Origin of the sequence: Sporosarcina quadrami (assembly GCF_014836615.1) — a bacterium.
Classification (GTDB): Bacteria; Bacillota; Bacilli; order Bacillales_A; family Planococcaceae; genus Sporosarcina; species Sporosarcina quadrami.
Genome location: NZ_JACSQN010000004.1, coordinates 207,712 through 225,773, shown reverse-complemented (window position 1 = coordinate 225,773; position 18,062 = coordinate 207,712). Strand labels below are relative to the sequence as shown.

Below are 18,062 nucleotides of genomic sequence, written 5' to 3'. Positions count from 1 at the left end.
ATGAGTGAGGGTACTTGGCTAACAAATGTAAAACTGGAAATTGGCGAGCGCCAATTGGCAAATGGTGCATATGAAACAGAAACTGCACTTTTTCATATACAAGTGAAAGACGGACGCATTTTAGAAATTAAAGATGCAGACAGTATAGATGATTTACAAGGACAGCAATTGGATATGAGTGGCAAATTAGCTATTCCACCGTTAAAAGAAATGCACAATCATTTAGATAAAACGTATATGGCGTTAGATTGGAAAGCTGTAATTCCAGTTGCTAATTTAAAAGAACGATTGGAACTTGAGGCACTGGAATTAGTTGAATTGGCCGACTCGACGGAGCAACGTGCTACAAAAATGATCGAAACGTTATTAAAATATGGTGTAACACATATTCGCACACATGTTAATATCGATCCGTATATCGGTTTGAAAAATTTAGAAGGTGTTAAAGCTGCTCTTGAAGCATTTAAAGGCATCGTTACACATGAAATCGTTGCATTTCCACAACATGGTTTGTTGAGGAATGAAGTACCGAAGTTGATGAGGGAAGCGATGCGTTCGGGGGCGACAATGGTCGGCGGACTAGACCCAGCAGGAATTGATCAATCGATTGAAAAGTCCTTGCATGAAGTGATGACAATTGCGACTGAGTTTGATGCGGATGTGGATATCCATTTGCATGATGGTGGGTCTGTCGGCTACTACACAGCAGATAAATGGATCGACATCGTGGAAGAAGCAGGTTACAAAGGACGAACCGCCTTAAGTCATTCGTTTTGTCTAGGAGATGTGGCGGTAGCTCAGCAAGAGGCGATTGCTAAACGTCTAGCTGACCAAGACGTCGCGATAATGTCGACAGTTCCGATTAACTTAAATCGAACGTTACCACCGATTGAATTATTAGATCGTCACGGCATAAAAGTTCACTTCGGGTGTGATGGTTTTTATGATTCTTGGAGCCCATATGGCACAGGGGATGTACTGGAGAAAGTGACACGTTTCAGTGAATTGAATAGGAAAATAGACGAACGTTCGTTACGATATGGATTAAAATATGCAACGGCGGGCATAACGCCACTAGACAAAAATGGGGTCCGGGTATGGCCAAAAGAAAATGATGAGGCAAGCTTTGTGTTTTTTGAAGCGGCATCAACTGCTGAAGTAGTGGCAAGAAAACCACAAAAGCGTTGGGTAATGGTCAATGGAAAGATGGTTAGTTCTTAAATAGTAATTGTTTATAAAAAAGTAAAAGACTGACTAGGTTAAGTCAGTCTTTTTCATAAATTAGACGTGCAATTACAAACGTGATTATACTACTTCAGGAAACAAATAATGAAGGATATGCATCGTCAGTCGCCGTGACTTGCCTTTGTACGGATAGATATGCATATACATAGATGGGTTGAAATTGGCTTCAATAATACCGTAAGCCTTATGCTCAGCTGCCGGAACATTAATGTCTTCGATAATCAAATCGATTCCGCTAATTTTAGCCCCAAGAGCTGCTACCGCATCCGCCGCTATCTTTTTATAATCATCAGGAATTTGATCTGTCATGTCGATCGAATCTCCACCTGTGCTCACGTTGGAGTTCTCGCGCAAATAAACGACTTCATCCTTCTTAGGAATCGAGTCCAATTGATATCCTTGGCCTTTCAGCATAAGCTGTTCCAATTCACCTAATTGGATTAACTCTAAAGGTGTCCGATGGTCTTTGCCTCGTAACGGATCCAGATTCTTTTCATTGACCAGCTCTTCGATTGTCTGTTTCCCGTCACCCGTAACATTAGCAGGTGTGCGTAATAGAACGGCATGAACTTCATCATTTAACACAAAGAACCGGTATTCAGTTCCATCCAAAAACTCCTCAATGAGGACAGACGTATCTTCTTGGAACGCGAGGGTAAGCGCTTGTTGGTAATCTTCATACGTTGCACCGTCTTTGAATATCGATATACCTAAGCCATAGTTTGTCGTTTTTGGCTTTACGACAAATGGCGTAGCGGCAAATATCTCATAGGAGCGTAATGCTTGCTCAATGTCATTGAATTCATCGCCTAAAGGTACACGGAATCCGCGTTTATGAAGAATCTTCTTTGTAACTGTTTTGTTTTCCATGATTAACGTAGATATATAGCTATCTTTACTCGTCATATTACCGTTTTTGACATATTCCACGTGGTCTTTGAATTGCAACTTCAAAAACTGATCTTGTCGATCTAAAATCTCTACTCGAATACCAAGTTGAATCGCATCAAACATAAGAAGTTGAGTAGATAACTCCATATCTATGAATCCTGTTAATTGGTAGGGTTTATCCCACAATTGAAGGAAATTTTCTTTTGCAAGACGGATAGCTACTTCACTCTGACTGCTCTTCTCACTTTCTTCGAAAAGTCTTCCAGCTAACGTCTTACTAGGGTCTGCCAACATTTCTCTTAAGTTTGTAAAGAACGAATTGGAAACAGTCAAACTCATGATTTCCACTAGTTGTTCCATTTCATCAATGATCGTTTCTGCTTCTTCTCTCAATTGCGTTTGTTGCAGTGGGTGCTCAAGAGCAACTAGATCACTAAGTGTATCCCCCTCTTGTACCCACTCATCTTTATTGGCTCCTTCATCTTTCGATAATAGATAAAGCAAAAATAGATGAAGGAATTCGGCTTGCTCATAGCTGATTCCATGCGTTTCAAAAGGATTTAAATCTATATTTCTTAACTCAATATAGCTAATACCGTTAGTTTCTAAGTGAGGTATCTGGTGCCCATTACGTAAACGGACAGCTGAATAAAATTCCTTTTCTTCTGAAAGAAGGCCTTTTTTGACCATCAACGATAAATCCGAGACATAATTTTGTATGCTGCTATAGGACACTTTAATATCATCAGAATTTGTATAACCATAACGACTGTTTCTAATACTTCTCACTGGCTCGTTCAACGGTCTGTCTTCAAAGAAATTTTTCTCACTACTAGGAGAAGCGCCATAAAAATAATTAACGAGCCAACGATAATGCAAATAGTTTCTTGTCACTTTGAGGTAAATCTCTGTTTTGAACTGCTTATAATCGTCCATGTCCGATTGTACGTTAAATAACGCTTGGATCAATTCATCACCAAATTCAAAGTTATAGTGAATTCCACTAATCATTTGCTTGCGGCTGCCATACGTTTCGGCTAAGTATCGGCGGTATTGAACACTTTCCACATTCTTCAACTTTGCAATGAAGATCTCTTCTTCACTTTCAGGCAACTGTGGCGGCATGCTTAACGGCCAAAGCATTTCCTGATCGCCTATGGAATGATACGCCACTTCATGAATTGCCGATAAATAGCTTAGCAATTCTTCAACCGAATCAGTCACAGGAGTAATTAACTCCATCTGTGTTTCTGCAAAGTCGCGTTGTATATAAGGGTGTTCGTCTCTAGCTGATAGGATTTCGGGATGGTTCGTTGTAGCTAAATTTCCCGACAAATCCACCCGTTGACCTTCTTTTTCAATACCAAAACGAGCTTTTGATACGTACGGTTTAACGCGGTCATTGGCGAGCAGTTCTTTTATATCCATAATATCTGTACCTCCCACTTGCATCGATTTGTCATTAAAAATATCCACATTTCAAATAAATGTGGATATTTCCATTCCGGTTTTCGTGAAACGGGAATTATTTTAAATGCTTCATATGGAACGCGAAATGCTCATCTAAAAATGTAGCAATGAAGAAGTAGCTATGATCATATCCTTCTTCTTTGCTGTATTGCACTTCCTGGTTATTCTTTTGTGCATGTTCTAGGAAAGTAGTTTCCTCTAGTTGTTCGGGATAAAACGTATCTGCACTTCCTTGTGAAATGAGAATTGGCGGCATGCCGGATTCCTGAATGAGTTCCGTGGAATCCCACTCTTTCCAAGTAGCTTGATCTTCTCCAAGATAAGAAGAGAAAGCTTTAATACCCCAAGGTACTTGACTAGGGCTTAAAATAGGGGAAAAAGCAGATATAGATTTAAATCTATCCGCGTTTTTCATACCGATCACTAAAGCACCGTGACCACCCATAGAGTGACCCATAATACTTTCTTGTCCCGAGAATTCAGGGACGAGTGTTGGTGCAATAGCCGATAATTCTTCCGTTATATACGTATACATTTGATAATTTTTTGCCCATGGGCTTTGCGTAGCGTTCACATAAAATCCTGCACCTTGACCAAGATCCCATGCTTCGTCGTCTGCTACATTTTCGCCACGTGGGGATGTGTCCGGAATGATGACGGCCACTTGGTATTTTTCAGCCAAGCTTTGAAAACCGCTCTTTTGACTGAAATTATCATCCGTGCACGTTAGACCAGAGAGCCACCAAATTAAAGGGATTTTCTTCTGTTCTCTATTCGAAGGCAGGTAAATACTGAATGTCATATCACATTGTAAGGCTTCCGAATAATGACTGTACTTACATTGTTGTCCGCCAAAAGATAAACGTTTTTCAATGCTTTTAAGATTCATAATGTCACTCCTCATAAGTTAAGACCGTACGGATTGACTCTCCTTTATGGAGTAAGTCAAATGCTTCGTTAATATCTTTAAAGTCCAAGTGATGTGTAATAAATGAGTCTAAGTCAATCTTACCATTCATGAAGTCTTCAATCATGCCCGGCAACTCGGTTCTTCCTTTAACGCCTCCAAAAGCAGAACCTTTCCACACACGGCCTGTTACTAATTGGAACGGACGAGTAGAAATCTCTTTACCACCAGCTGCTACACCAATAATAATACTTTGTCCCCAACCTTTATGACAACATTCAAGAGCAGAACGCATAACTTCAACATTTCCGATACACTCGAAACTGTAATCTACGCCGCCGTCTGTCATTTCAACAATAACTTCTTGAATTGGTTTGTCGAATTTAGATGGATTGATGAAATCAGTTGCGCCCATTTTCTTAGCCAATTCAAATTTATCTTCATTCATATCAATGGCAATGATTCGGCTTGCTTTTGCTTGCGTCAATCCTTGGATGACCGCTAAACCAATAGCTCCTAAACCGAATACAGCTGTTACAGCGCCTTCTTCAACTTTCGCTGTGTTGTGAACTGCTCCAATTCCAGTTGTAACACCACAGCCAAATAGACAGACCTTATCAAGAGGTGCTTCTTGGTCTTCCACTTTCACTAATGAAATTTCGGATACTACTGTGTACTCACTGAACGTACTTGTCCCCATATAGTGATAAATAGGTTCACCGTTGTAAGAGAAACGAGTTGTTCCGTCTGGCATTAGCCCTTTGCCTTGTGTTTCACGTATTGCACCACAAAGATTTGTTTTTCCTGATAGACAGAATTTACATTTCCCACATTCAGGTGTGTAAAGTGGAATGACGTGGTCACCTGGTTCTACTGAAGTAACGCCTTCACCTACAGCTACGACAACACCAGCACCTTCATGGCCTAAAACGGCAGGAAATATGCCTTCCGGATCAGCGCCAGATAATGTGTATGCATCTGTATGACAAACAGATGTGTAAAGAATTTTCACTAAAACTTCTCCTGCTTTTGGATCTTCTACGTCAATTTCAACTATCTGAAGCGGTTCTCCCGCTTTAAATGCTACGGCTGCTCTACTTTTCAAATGAAACCCTTCTTTCTTTTGTATGTTGTTTACATTCTCATAATCACATATTATAATTCGAATGACAATACTGACGTTTTTGTCACTATGGATACCTTACTGTTGAAAAGGAGTGTAAACAAAAATGGTCATTCACTATAAAGACAAAGAATATTTTACAGGCAAAGATTTAGCGTTATCAGTCATAGGTGGACGATGGAAAATCGCAATTATCTGGTGTTTACTCCAACAGTCCCCTTTACGGTTGAACGAAATAGAAAAGAAACTTCCTCATGCCAATCAACGCATGTTAATTAGGCAGTTGAGGGAACTGGAAGAGGATAAAATTGTCTTGAGACGTGTTTATCCTGTCGTCCCTCCTAAAGTTGAATATGACCTAAGTGAAATCGGTCTCCAATTAGAACCCGTCGTTACGTCCATTTGTAATTGGGGAGATGACTTCAGAGACTTTTTACAAACAGATGCTAAAAAAGACTAACGTAGTTGTAGCCCCCAGCCCCCATGAGATTGGGGGTTTTTTGAATTCACTCTTTATCTACACCTAATTTGTCTAACATAAACGCATAACAAGCCGCGGATTCTTTCAAGCTGTTGAAACGGCCAGATTCACCGAAGTGTCCGGCGCCCATATTCGTTTTCATGACGAGCGTGTTGGCATCCGTTTTCAACTCTCTTAAACGAGCGACCCATTTTGCAGGTTCCCAGTAGCCGACGCGCGGATCATTAAGACCTGTTGTAATATACAAGTTCGGGTAGTCTTTCGCTTCAACATTATCGTACGGGCTGTATGATTTCATGTAGAAATATTCATCCTTGTTCTGCGGATTGCCCCATTCATCCCATTCGAGTGTCGTCAATGGTATCGATGTATCAAGCATCGTTGTCACGACGTCAACGAACGGTACCTCAGGAACGATAACTTGGAACAGGTCGCCCGCCATATTGGCAACCGCGCCTACGAGCAGGCCACCCGCACTGCCTCCGCGTGCTGCCAACTTGTCCTTTGACGTGTAGTTTTCAGCGATGAGATGTTTTGCCGCAGCGATGAAGTCGGTGAACGTATTGCGCTTATGCTCCATCTTTCCATCCTCATACCAAGTCCAACCCATTTCAGAACCACCACGTACTTGCGCTGTAACAAATACGATTCCTTTTTCAAGGAGCGGAAGGCGGTAAGGATTGAAATACGGATCGCTGTTAGATCCGTAAGAACCGTACGCATGCAAAATAAGCGGAGCTGGTCCATTGTCAAGTGCGCCTTTAAGATAGACCATCGTCATCGGTATCTTGACACCGTCTTCAGCTGTTGCCCACAGATGTTCCTGGCGGAAGCGGGAAGGATCGTATTCACCGCTTACAGGAGCCACTTGGAGTTGCCGTTTTTCTTCGGAAAGTAAATGTAGTCCGTATGTTGTTTCAGGTGTTAGTAAAGATTCATAACTAATTAAGACTTCAGTCGTGTCGTAACTTTGATTAGATAAAACCGCTACGCTGTAAATCGGTTCATCCCAACTGATCTGTTTAAGTGTTTCGCCTTGCAACATCCAGACTTGTGTCAATCCGTCTTCTCTTCCTGCGACAAGTAGTTTGTCGTGGAACGGGTACATTGCCTGCAAATAACGGTCTTCATCATAAGGAACGACATTTGTCCGTGAATGGATATCCGAGAGAGGACAACGTAGTAGCTGGAAGTTTGTCGCGCCTTCATTCGTCATGATGAGCAAGTCATCTTCCCAATGTTCAACTTGGTAAAGAATGCCTTCATGGCGAGTATCGAGCACTTGCAACGCTGATAACGGGGAAGCTGCTTCTAGCATGCGTACTTCACTTGTCGTTTTCGAGCCAGAGTAAACGAATATGAATTTTCCACTTTGCGATTTGTCCATATACAATGAAAATGTGTCATCTTTTTCTTCATAAAGCAGCTCATCGTTTACATTCTCTTCACCTAAGCGATGGCGCCATAATTGACATGGACGCTGATTGTCGTCAACGGTAATGTAGAAGAGATATTCACCGCAATCGCTCCATTCGAGACTGCCGTATAAAAACACTTCTGTAATCCGATCTTCAAGTAATTCTCCTGTTTCCATATCTTTCACAAATACCGTATAGCGATCTGTACCGTCGCGGTTTTCTAAATAAGCGAGACGATTGTGATCAGTGCTCATGCGCTGTACTGTCACGTTCAAATAGTCACTTTGTGTGGCAAGTTCATTGAGATCGAGCACAATTTCTTCTATTGCCATTTCCAGTTGGTCGCGGCTTGCTGCTTTCTTGCGCGCATAGACTGGATATTGTTTATCTTTATCGAGAATGGAATAATAGAAGTACGGTCCACGTTGAACGGGGACGTCTACTTCAGAATCGGGCACACGGTCCATCATACTTTGGAAGATCTGCTCGGTTCTGTCTTTCAACGGCTCCATAATTTCTTTGTAATACGCATTTTCATCTTCCAAGTATTGAATGACCTCCGGATTTTCCTTATCTTTCATCCAATAGAAATCATCTTCGCGTATATCGCCATGCAGTTCATGGGGATGCGGAATATGTTTTGCAACAGGTGCTTTCATCAAAATTCTCCTCTCGATCTATCGGTATACGTATTATTTTCTGGATATGGTATCGGAAACCCTCTTTTTAACTTACTATTCTATTGTCTTCAAATGTTAAGGTTGAAAATTTCTTCATACAACACAACAAATATCAAAAAGATAAAGTTCAAGCCGACTATACTTACATTAGGGGGTGAGCCAGATGAATGAATATATACAACAGATGATTGATTGGATCGAAGACCGTTTAAAAGATGTATTTTCGCTAGAGGATTTAGCAGATTATATGGGATATTCTCCTTACTATTGTTCATTTAAATTTCATCAGGCAACGGGCATTAGCATTCGAAGATATATTCTCCTTCGAAGGTTATATGTGTCTACAGAAGATTTGGCGACCAACCGGAAGATTATTGATATTGCTTTTGCATTTGGTTATTCATCCCAAGAGTCCTATAGCAGAGCGTTTAAGAATGTTTTTGGTATTAACCCAAGAGAATTTCAACTAAAGCAAATGCCTGTTCAATCGTTTGCCAAGATAATGTTTTACCAAAGAAGGGATGAAGCCAGCATGAATAGAGAAGCGGAAGTTAACCAACTAAGGAGTCAGAAGAACGAGTTGTTTGCTCACGATGTACTGAATATATTGAACGGACAACTCATGTATGGTGAATTTAAAAGTAAGAAGCTTATGGGGGATTCCGACTATGCACCATTCAATGAAGCGATGTGTGTACATGCAACGACAGTACCTATCTTCGACGCTAAGTTTATTGAAATGCGAGCATTGGGTCACGGAGTTACAGTGGAGAGTTACACCAACAAAGTTATTGAATCTTTGACGAATTTATTTGAGAAAGATTATAACTATATAGTCTTATGGTTCGGGGAAGATATGTTTTGTCAGATGAACCTATTAACGCTTCTAGCCTTTCTTGAACAATCTGGATACAAAGGTCGAGTGTTTCTGAACAACTTTCAGGAAGATGAATTTAAAGTAAATCAAACAGAGATTTCATTAGGCTGCTATCGTTCAGTATATGAAGAAGTGTTAGTGAATCATAAAAAGCCTACACATGTCTTGCTTCCAGTAATGTATCAAGCGATAGACCTGTTTTTAGAATTGCAGAAAGACAACAATCCCGTCACTGCATACATTTCGAAAAATAAGCATCTTCCACAATCGCAATTGCTTACACAACTATTCAAGCTATTCCCGAATGTAGGATATGGAGATACACAATATATCGAGTTGATTAATAAAATAACGTAATTGAAGCATATGAAAAGTACCAGCTCAGAACAATGGATGTTAATCGTAATAAACCGTAAAAAGCCTTATACTAATAACAACCGTAAAACACGAAGGGACTAAGGTGATACTGATGAACAATAATGACATTCTGAGCAGATTACGATACGCACTCGACATAAAAGATAAGGAAATGGTTGAAATTTTTGAACTGGGCGGCATCGAAACAACGACGGCTGAAGTTCGGGAAATGTTGGCTAAGAAGAATGCTGGCGAGGAAACTGAAGAACAGGGACATGACTATGGAAGAGATATTGACAACAGGACGTTAGAATCTTTCTTGAACGGATATGTGACGTTGAAAAGAGGTGCACAAGAGGACAAGCAAGGGAACGGACAAAATCAGTTCCTCATGTCATCCAATAACCGCAACGTCAATAATATTTTATTGAAGAAGTTGAAAATCGCACTGTCACTGACGAGTGAGGATATGGTCGACATTTTGAATGAAGTCGGAGTAGACTTGTCTAAGAGTGAATTAAGTGCAGTCCTTCGTAAAGAAGGCCATCGGAATTATAAAGAGTGCGGCGACCGGTACGCGCGTAACTTCCTTAAAGGCCTAGCCTTACGCTATCGAGATTGATCGTTAAAAAATGCTGAGTTCATAAGAGGACTTAGCGTTTTTTTCTTGTAGTTTCATTATTCGATTTAGATCACTGATATAATGAAAGTATAGGTTGACTTACAGACTAAGGAGTTGGAGCAATCGATGAATAAAAGAGATATCGCGGATATCCGCAAGCACTTTAAAGCGGGGACGGATTTGCTAAAGATTAATACTATTTATAATGTATATATCCAGGCGGAGAGTAGTGAAATCTTCCACGAAGTGAGCCAGCCGTTTGCCTTACTCGATGAGGAGCAGCAGGATTTGTTCTTCACGAATTTCAAGAAAGTGCTCGGCGGGAAATTAGGTGTGAAACTGTTTGAAGTGAAGTTCGTTCGACAATCAGAAGAGGAAGATGACAACGACGAGCATGCACAAAAGCTGTTGTATGACGGACTCCAAACCGATGATATCGGTAAGTGGCGGGAAGATATGCAACGTATGGCACTCAAGATGGTGCAAGACTTCCATTATGAAAAGGATCTCGTCATTACATTTATCCGTGGCAACTATTATAAGCCGACAAAACGAAGCAAGGATGAGACGGATAGTGCTATTCGTGACGAAGTGTATTCTACACCGTTCATTCTTTGCAGTATGAATCAGACTGATCTGCCGAAGCGTTCGCTTGTGTTCGATTTCAATGAGAAAGAATTCAAATCGAGCCTCACGCTGGATCCTATCGTCAATACGACGTCTCCCGTCGGCGGTTTCCTGTTCCCGTGCTTCACGGACAATGCGGCAGATGTGAACCATATTCTATATGCCGCGGGGAAGACGAACAAGCCCGATCACCGGTTCATTGAAGATGTGCTAAACGGTGAAGAAATCATGACGGCAGAAGACAATAAGACGGTGTTTGAAGAAATCGTCAAGGAAGTGATGGGCGAGGAAGTCGATTCCCGTACATTAGCTGGTGTTTACGATGAAATCCACAATATGCTTATGGTGGAAGAGGATAATAAAGACGAAGCGGACGCCATCCCTTTATTGGACACGAAGGAAGTGGAACGGGTCCTTAAAGCAGGTGGCGTCAAAGAAGTGAGCACTGAGAAAGTGGAGCGGGCGTTCCAAAAAATACTGGAAGATAAGACATATGAGATGAATGCGAATGACGTCATCCCTAGCTTCACGTCTAAGTCTATTAAAATTAGCACGAAAGTAGCGGACATTTCCATTAACCCAGCTGATTTACGTTACGTTAGGCAAGTGACAGTCGACGGTAGACTTTGTTTACTGATCGAAGTGGAAGAAGACGCGATGGTGGAAGGGTTTAAACTGATTTCTGAAGAGCTGTTGAAATAAGAGGGTAAACGCCGGAATGACTGCAAAAGTCGTTCCGGCATTTTTACGATCAATTAGTTTCGTGCAAACTCTTCAAACTCCACATGTACAAATTGTTCAGAAAGGGTGTCGTATGTCACTTTAACCCTGACACCGAATTCCTTGTTGTTTTCTTTCATCCATAGTTGAAAAGTTGCAATCGTCTTCTCTTCTTGAGAAGCCGTACCGATATAGAGGTAATCGATAATTTTCGCATTCGGATATTTTTTTGTTGTTTCCTCTAAAGCAAGCCTAGACCATTTTGCGTAAGCGGGTATTTCTTTTTCTTCGGCAATGGTACTTTGGGCAATATAAGTAGCAGGAATGATGAACAGCATACTGATAGCTAGTAACAATTTCATTAATGAACACAACTCCTTTGAAATAGGGTGGATCATTTCGTAGAAATCATGCTCGGAAACCTGTAAATTCCTTGGGTTGTCTGTATAATGAAGTAATAGACGAAATGCGATCGATTTCAACAATATTTATAACAAGAAATAGCCGTAAAATGGCAATGGAATGTATCAGAAAACGATAAAAGCTTCAACTATAAATAATTGTAATATAATATGATATAATTGAAGGAGCAAAGGTGTGCGATGTGCTCGCGACTTGGATCCTTTCTACAAATTCTAACGTATAAGGATGGGTATAATGAGTAACGGAGAAACTAAAACAGATGTCATCTTGATTGGTGCCGGAATCATGAGTGCCACACTAGGGACACTTCTAAAAGAATTAAAGCCTGAATGGAATATTAGAGTGTTTGAGAAGCTTGACAGTGCCGGTGAAGAAAGTTCGAACGAGTGGAACAACGCGGGAACAGGTCATGCGGCATTATGTGAGCTCAACTACACGACTGAAAAGCCTGACGGTTCAATTGATATAAGCAAAGCGATTACCATTAATGAGCAGTTTCAGCTGTCCATGCAATTCTGGTCATACCTTGTGAAGAAAGGCTTGATCAGCAACCCGGGTGAGTTCATCCAATCATTGCCTCACATGAGCATGGTGCTCGGTCAGGATAATGTGAACTTCCTTAGAAAACGTTTCGAAGCGTTATCGACGAATCCTTTGTTCGAGGGGATGGAGTTCTCGGAAGATCCGGAGAAACTGATGGAATGGATTCCGTTGATCATTAAAGATCGTACGTCTAAAGAACCGATTGCAGCGACGAAAATTGATACGGGGACAGACGTCAATTTCGGCGCACTGACTCGTATTCTGTTCGACCATTTGAAAAAGCAAAACGTTGACATTAAGTACAAACATAGTGTTGAAAACCTGAAGCGTGCAGCTGACGGCGGATGGAACTTGAAAGTAAAAAATGCGCAAGGCGTGACTGAGCACCATCAGGCGAAGTTCGTCTTTATCGGTGGCGGAGGCGGCAGCCTTCATTTACTGCAGAAGACAGGTATTCCTGAGAGCAAGCATATTGGCGGGTTCCCTGTTAGTGGGATTTTCATGGTATGCAACAATCCGGAAGTTATCGAGCAGCATCACGCGAAAGTATATGGTAAAGCGAAAGTTGGAGCTCCTCCGATGTCCGTTCCGCATCTTGACACACGCTTCATCGACAATAAAAAGTCATTGCTGTTCGGACCGTTTGCAGGGTTCTCTCCGAAATTCCTGAAAACAGGATCGAATATGGATTTGATCACGTCTGTTAAACCGAATAACGTCTTCACGATGTTGGCGGCAGGTGCGAAAGAGATGTCCTTAACGAAATATCTGATTGAGCAATTGATGCTCTCAAAAGAAAAGCGTATGGAAGAACTACGCGAATTTATTCCTACTGCTAAGATTGAAGATTGGGATCTTGTTGTAGCAGGACAGCGTGTACAAGTCATTAAGGATACGGATAAAGGTAAGGGGACACTTCAATTTGGTACGGAAGTCGTCAGTTCGTCTGATGGATCAGTCGCTGCTTTGCTTGGCGCTTCTCCAGGTGCATCCACTGCCGTCCACGTCATGCTTGAAGTATTCAAGAAATGCTTCCCACAGGAGCTGAAAGAATGGGAACCGAAGTTGAAAGAGATCATCCCGTCCTACGGAAAGTCGCTTGTAGACAACACGGAGTTATTGGATGAAGTACATCATTTCACAGCGGCGGCGCTCGAATTAAATGAAGTCCCTGTACATGTAGATGTGGAAATTGATCCAGAAGTCGTCATTGAAGGCGATGTTGAAACAATCGAATAATGCATCAAGTAAGAAAAGCCGAAAGACAGTTGCGTACTGTTTTTCGGCTTTTTTAACTTTTGTGTTTGGAAGGGGTACGATGAATTAAGCTTACAATCGTACATGTTAGTTCAAAAACTGCAATTTTATAACATCGGGTTTATCTTCAAATTTTATCGTGATTTTATATTTATCTTCTTTAAATGTTTCAGAATTAACAGTACCAACTAAAAAAGAAATAACGTTACCTTTAATTTTTGTTACCATATCTCCAACATTTCCTGTAATTAACCCATCTCTACCTTCAAATCCAATGTCAATATTAGATAAGTCTTCTTGCAATAGTTGTGAATTTTTCAATTCGATTTCAACCCAATTCACCTTTTTTTCATTGTACAGTTCAGGATTGTAAATATACTTGACATTCCAATGATCTCCTTCGCCGTAGAAGATAACTTCATCCTCAATAACAGTTTGTTTAGTTGTTGAACAAGCTGTCAAAAAAATTATAAAAAAAATAGCAAACAACACCCTAAACTTCATTTCCAAACCACCTCTTTAGTGATTAATAATCTAAATAATAAAACCACTTCTTCTTTCACTAACTGGCCGGATTAAAGCGCAACCTTCATCTGTTGTGCACCCATTACCTCCATAAGCTACAGAAGAACACAATTATAGACAGAGCCCTTTAGTTTTACCAAGACCTCTATAACACTGCTCTCGTTCTTCTGCGTTTTCAATGTACCAAAATCCGTTATCTTTTTTCATCGTTAATTTTATATCGCTTCCAGCAATAGAATCATCACGCCAACCATAACTCATTATATAACCGGTTGCGTTGTTTTCGTCAGTAAACTCGATCCTAGAATTTATTTCCCAAAATTCTTGACCTAACGAATCACTAATTTCTAGTTCAGTCATAAATGCTAACATTAGCATTCCTGGAGATTGCCAAGATTGATTAGGGGATGAAATGGTTTCATCCAATTTGGTATCTAATTTTCTCCAATTTGTGCTAGATTGCTCCCACCCATTTTCTTTAGCGAAGGTAGAGTCCATCATATACTTCCATAGTTGTGTTTCAGGGTTATTCCAAAGTTTCGGGAGATCATCTTTAGAAATTGAGATATATCCCTGTTCTGTTGTTCCTTCAAGCTGCTGATAAAGTTGCTTTAATTCGTTCTCTTTTTCCACTAAATGTTCAGCAGTTTTATCTAGTTCTTCTTCTAGGTTAGCAAGATTTTGTTGATTATTTGGGTTTACATTAGAACAACCAATTAACAATAATAATGACAAACTTAAAATAGATAATTGTTTGAGCATAAATTCACCCCTTCTGAAAGTCCATAACTCAAGTAGTATAATAAGTATAACATTCCTATTTCTGAAAAGTATGTCTTTATCGCGGGATCTCCAGAAATTATATTAATGTATTCAATCATCAAATGAACTTTTTACATGATTGCGGACTCTTATAGGGGAGAGGTGAGGGTATGGGGTTTGTGCGTCTAGTGAAGAAGGCGAAAAAAGGGAACAAAGAAGCGCTGTTGCAATTGATCCACGAGCAGCAAGATGCGTATTATCGGCTTGCTCTCTCCTATATGAAGGATCCGCATGACGCAATGGATGCGTTGGAAGACATGATTGTCAGTTTGTTTCAGTCCATTCATCAGCTGAAGAAGGAAGAGGCTTTTTATAGCTGGAGCAAAACCATTCTTGTGAACCGGTGTAAACAGATGTTGCGGAAACAGAGCAAGGTTGTGTTGATGGGAGATTCAGAAGAACATTTTGAAACTGGGCAGTATCCGGATTCCATTGTGCAAAGCGAGCAACGAATGGATTTGCAAGGCATGTTGTCTCTCGTGAATTCTGACCAGAGGGAAGCCATTGTGCTGAAGTATTTCCACGATCTTGATAATCAGACGATAGCAGACATGACATATGTATCGATTGGGACAGTGAAATCGAGGATTTTTCAAGGACTGAAAAAGATGCGCGAGACGTCTGGAGGTGACGGCATTGACTGAACTGGAGAAGCGGTTAGCGGAAGAGAAAAAGCGTCAAAATGATGTAAAGGCACCGGTTGAGTTGGAAGGCCGTTTGCGTATGGCGCTCGAAAAAGTGCCAGAACGGAAGCCGAAAACTGCACCGAAATGGATCGCTGTTATCGCAGCTATAGTGTTTTTATCTGTCGTTAGTTACAATTACAACGCATTTGCGTATTATGGGAAAATGCTTTTGGGTTTTGATGACATCATGACAGGTACGTTATCGGATCTGAATGACGCAGGTCTTGGACAGACGATTGATGCGACTGTGTTGCTGGAAGACGGATCTCAGTTGCAACTAGAGGGAATGTATAGTGACAAGAGCCAGTTCGTCCTTTATTACACATACTCGAATCCGGACGGAGTGGATCTTAATCCGCCATATTCGTTCTGGAATATTACCGGAGTGCTGACGAAATCTTTCGCGGTCAGCGGGACTTGGTCGATGAATGATGAGGAGACCAAGCTTACAGGGATGCAGTCGTTTGACGCGGTCAGCCCTTTTGCAAAGAGCTTGACGCTTCATCTGCTGGAAGAAGTGGATGAAGGGCAAGCGATGAAGGAACACGAGATATCGTTCCCTTTTAATCCGAATGAGGCGATGGTGACGGAGTGGAAGCAATCGATCAAGAAGACGGTCCAAGTCGATCAGGGGACGATCCGATTCGACGCGATTACGGCGACGCCAAGCCGGACGACGGTTACAGGAAAGCTGAACGTGGATAATTATGACCGCTATCCAGGCGCTTTTGAAGGCATTCAGCTTCTTGCGGACGGTAAGCCGATTGACAATCAGGGGGCAGGTGTCTCTTCATCGTGGAAGGGGAGTACGTTTAACCTGAATTTTGATGCGTTACCAGAAGGAGTGAAAAGTCTGGAACTCGTTGTTCAGACGTTTGTCGGCTATATGGATGTGGATGCGACTGTTCCACTGACTGGTTTGAATGAAGATCCGACGTTGATTCACGAGAAAGAATTGTTCGTTCGGAAAGTGGAGATGACAGAGAAGGGAATTCAAGTGACGATTGCGACGGCGGATGACGTACTACTGGAAGGGGTTTCAATACAAGCGGGTGAACGCTCCGTGCCGCTGAAGACATTGCTGCGACAGGATCATACAGATGACTATAAGGAACGGATCCTGTTATTTGAAAGCGATGAAATGCCTGATACCCTTCATATCGAAGGGATGCATTATAAGAAGAATTATGGGGATAGCATAAAGATTAATGTGAAATAAAACAACGAGGCAGCCGTGAATTACGGGTTGCCTCGTTATTCTATTGTCTGAGCCAGATTATATTTGGATCATCCGCAAACGTTGAGATATTGTAGACGACGAGTGCATCTTGAATGTCCTGTTGTTCCATATAGTGATCGAGTTTCTCATGCGTGTAGCGAAGGTCAATCATATGGATCTCTTCAAAATGATTGGCGAGAAAAGGGATGAGCGCATGCGCGTAAGAGTCTTTTACGACGAGCAGTTTACGTCCGTTTTTGTTCGTAGAGTGGATGACAACTTTTCCATGATTGCCGTTTAAGAACATGGCGTATTGATCGCGCTTCTTTAGAAACTCCCATGCGTACAATCCGTCCAAGTTTTTTGTGTCATCTCCGAATTCAACTGTGTACTCGATGTCGAAGTTCGGTTTGTACAGCTCGATTGAATCAGGTGTAACCGTGAAGTCATTTGCTTTTGCATCATATGTGCCGTAGAACTTGTTGGATACCTGATCGATTGTGAAGTCTTCTTTTGTGTACGCTTGGAGTCCCATCGCTTTGGCGGCTTCCTCGTAGGCGATGAAAGCGCCGTGTGTCGTCCAGTGGTGGTCGGTATGATAGTAGAGGGGCTCGTCTTTCGCATCCTCTAGCGGCTTGTATATATCGATCCAATGGATGGACGGATTCAGTTGCTCTTTCATCGTGTTCAACGCGGTCAGTTGGTCCGCTGAATACGCGTACTTCGGAAGCTTCTCAGGATACATAGCAATTGAAGTAGGAGCTGTCATGACATATAGGTTCAAGCCTTGCAGTTTATCTGAAAACAGGTTGAGATGGTTGATGTTGGCGGTGAATTGTTTTCCAGGTTCGGGAAAACGTTCAAATAGATATCCGTCTTTTCCAAAGTAAATTCCATTGTTCTCTTTCTTTAACGACACTTTTTCAGTGACGGCTTTCAGGCCTGTCCAAAAGTCTTTTTTCACGAATTGATCGCTTAGATACGTCTCGAATTCCTTCGTGAATTTGCCTGCGATGAATTTATCCCATGTAAATGTCGGCATCTGCGCAAGCACCCGATTTTCCGTTTCCGAAAACGCACGGTCTTCGGTGAATACGTACGTTAAGGAGACGCCACCAATGAATAGGACGAACAGACTCAACAGTATCTGATTAGTCACTTTCATAGCA

General features: G+C 41.5%; 16 protein-coding genes. 8 read left to right on the top strand and 8 right to left on the bottom strand.

What is annotated here, in order from left to right; all coding sequences use genetic code 11:
• Complete coding sequence (locus tag H9649_RS06210; protein WP_191693853.1) at positions 1-1,221, top strand: amidohydrolase; 1,221 nt, start codon at positions 1-3, stop codon at positions 1,219-1,221.
• Between the two features lie 84 nt (positions 1,222-1,305).
• On the opposite strand, the gene gshAB is transcribed toward H9649_RS06210, so the two are convergent.
• The 3 genes from gshAB to H9649_RS06195 form a co-directional block, all read right to left on the bottom strand.
• Positions 1,306-3,564, bottom strand: a complete 2,259-nt coding sequence (gene gshAB, locus H9649_RS06205) for a bifunctional glutamate--cysteine ligase GshA/glutathione synthetase GshB (protein ID WP_191693852.1) — start codon at positions 3,562-3,564, stop codon at positions 1,306-1,308.
• Positions 3,565-3,661: 97 nt separating this feature from the next.
• Positions 3,662-4,495, bottom strand: a complete 834-nt coding sequence (fghA, locus tag H9649_RS06200) for an S-formylglutathione hydrolase (protein ID WP_191693851.1) — start codon at positions 4,493-4,495, stop codon at positions 3,662-3,664.
• Positions 4,496-4,499: 4 nt separating this feature from the next.
• Positions 4,500-5,618, bottom strand: a complete 1,119-nt coding sequence (locus tag H9649_RS06195) for an S-(hydroxymethyl)glutathione dehydrogenase/class III alcohol dehydrogenase (RefSeq protein WP_191693850.1) — start codon at positions 5,616-5,618, stop codon at positions 4,500-4,502.
• A 124-nt stretch (positions 5,619-5,742) separates the two neighbouring features.
• Here H9649_RS06195 and H9649_RS06190 point away from each other — a divergent pair, with 124 nt between their 5' ends.
• Positions 5,743-6,096 (top strand): winged helix-turn-helix transcriptional regulator, encoded by a 354-nt coding sequence (locus tag H9649_RS06190; RefSeq protein ID WP_191693849.1) that lies wholly within the window; start codon positions 5,743-5,745, stop codon positions 6,094-6,096.
• Positions 6,097-6,142: 46 nt separating this feature from the next.
• Here the strand turns inward: H9649_RS06190 and H9649_RS06185 are convergent, their stop codons facing one another.
• On the bottom strand, positions 6,143-8,194 hold the full coding sequence (locus tag H9649_RS06185) for a S9 family peptidase (RefSeq protein WP_191693848.1): 2,052 nt from the start codon (positions 8,192-8,194) through the stop codon (positions 6,143-6,145).
• A 184-nt stretch (positions 8,195-8,378) separates the two neighbouring features.
• Between H9649_RS06185 and H9649_RS06180 the strand changes: the two genes are divergently transcribed.
• The 3 genes from H9649_RS06180 (at position 8,379) to H9649_RS06170 (ending at position 11,400) form a co-directional block, all read left to right on the top strand.
• Positions 8,379-9,449: a helix-turn-helix transcriptional regulator gene (locus H9649_RS06180; protein WP_191693847.1), complete on the top strand. Its 1,071-nt coding sequence runs from the start codon at positions 8,379-8,381 to the stop codon at positions 9,447-9,449.
• Between the two features lie 106 nt (positions 9,450-9,555).
• The gene (locus H9649_RS06175) at positions 9,556-10,071 is read left to right on the top strand and encodes a YehS family protein (protein WP_191693908.1); all 516 of its coding nucleotides are present in this window, start codon (positions 9,556-9,558) and stop codon (positions 10,069-10,071) included.
• A gap of 126 nt (positions 10,072-10,197) precedes the next feature.
• Positions 10,198-11,400, top strand: coding sequence for a DUF4317 domain-containing protein (locus H9649_RS06170; RefSeq protein ID WP_191693846.1), 1,203 nt, complete (start codon positions 10,198-10,200; stop codon positions 11,398-11,400).
• Between the two features lie 53 nt (positions 11,401-11,453).
• Here the strand turns inward: H9649_RS06170 and H9649_RS06165 are convergent, their stop codons facing one another.
• Positions 11,454-11,780: a DUF3889 domain-containing protein gene (locus H9649_RS06165; RefSeq protein WP_225229704.1), complete on the bottom strand. Its 327-nt coding sequence runs from the start codon at positions 11,778-11,780 to the stop codon at positions 11,454-11,456.
• A 295-nt stretch (positions 11,781-12,075) separates the two neighbouring features.
• On the opposite strand from H9649_RS06165, the gene H9649_RS06160 reads away from it, so the two are divergent.
• Positions 12,076-13,623, top strand: a complete 1,548-nt coding sequence (locus H9649_RS06160; RefSeq protein WP_191693844.1) for a malate:quinone oxidoreductase — start codon at positions 12,076-12,078, stop codon at positions 13,621-13,623.
• Positions 13,624-13,728: 105 nt separating this feature from the next.
• On the opposite strand, the gene H9649_RS06155 is transcribed toward H9649_RS06160, so the two are convergent.
• Both H9649_RS06155 and H9649_RS06150 read right to left on the bottom strand, forming a co-directional pair.
• On the bottom strand, positions 13,729-14,145 hold the full coding sequence (locus tag H9649_RS06155; protein WP_191693843.1) for a hypothetical protein: 417 nt from the start codon (positions 14,143-14,145) through the stop codon (positions 13,729-13,731).
• Between the two features lie 132 nt (positions 14,146-14,277).
• On the bottom strand, positions 14,278-14,928 hold the full coding sequence (locus H9649_RS06150; protein WP_191693842.1) for a hypothetical protein: 651 nt from the start codon (positions 14,926-14,928) through the stop codon (positions 14,278-14,280).
• 170 nt (positions 14,929-15,098) lie between these two features.
• Here H9649_RS06150 and H9649_RS06145 point away from each other — a divergent pair, with 170 nt between their 5' ends.
• Together H9649_RS06145 and H9649_RS06140 are read left to right on the top strand one after the other, a co-directional pair.
• Positions 15,099-15,632, top strand: a complete 534-nt coding sequence (locus tag H9649_RS06145; protein ID WP_191693841.1) for a sigma-70 family RNA polymerase sigma factor — start codon at positions 15,099-15,101, stop codon at positions 15,630-15,632.
• A complete protein-coding gene (locus H9649_RS06140) occupies positions 15,625-16,893 on the top strand; it encodes a DUF4179 domain-containing protein (RefSeq protein WP_191693840.1) in 1,269 nt (422 codons plus the stop codon). The genes H9649_RS06145 and H9649_RS06140 overlap by 8 nt, the downstream gene beginning before the upstream one ends.
• Positions 16,894-16,933: 40 nt before the next feature.
• On the opposite strand, the gene H9649_RS06135 is transcribed toward H9649_RS06140, so the two are convergent.
• Positions 16,934-18,058 (bottom strand): DHHW family protein, encoded by a 1,125-nt coding sequence (locus H9649_RS06135; RefSeq protein ID WP_191693839.1) that lies wholly within the window; start codon positions 18,056-18,058, stop codon positions 16,934-16,936.
• Between the last annotated feature and the right edge of the window lie 4 nt (positions 18,059-18,062).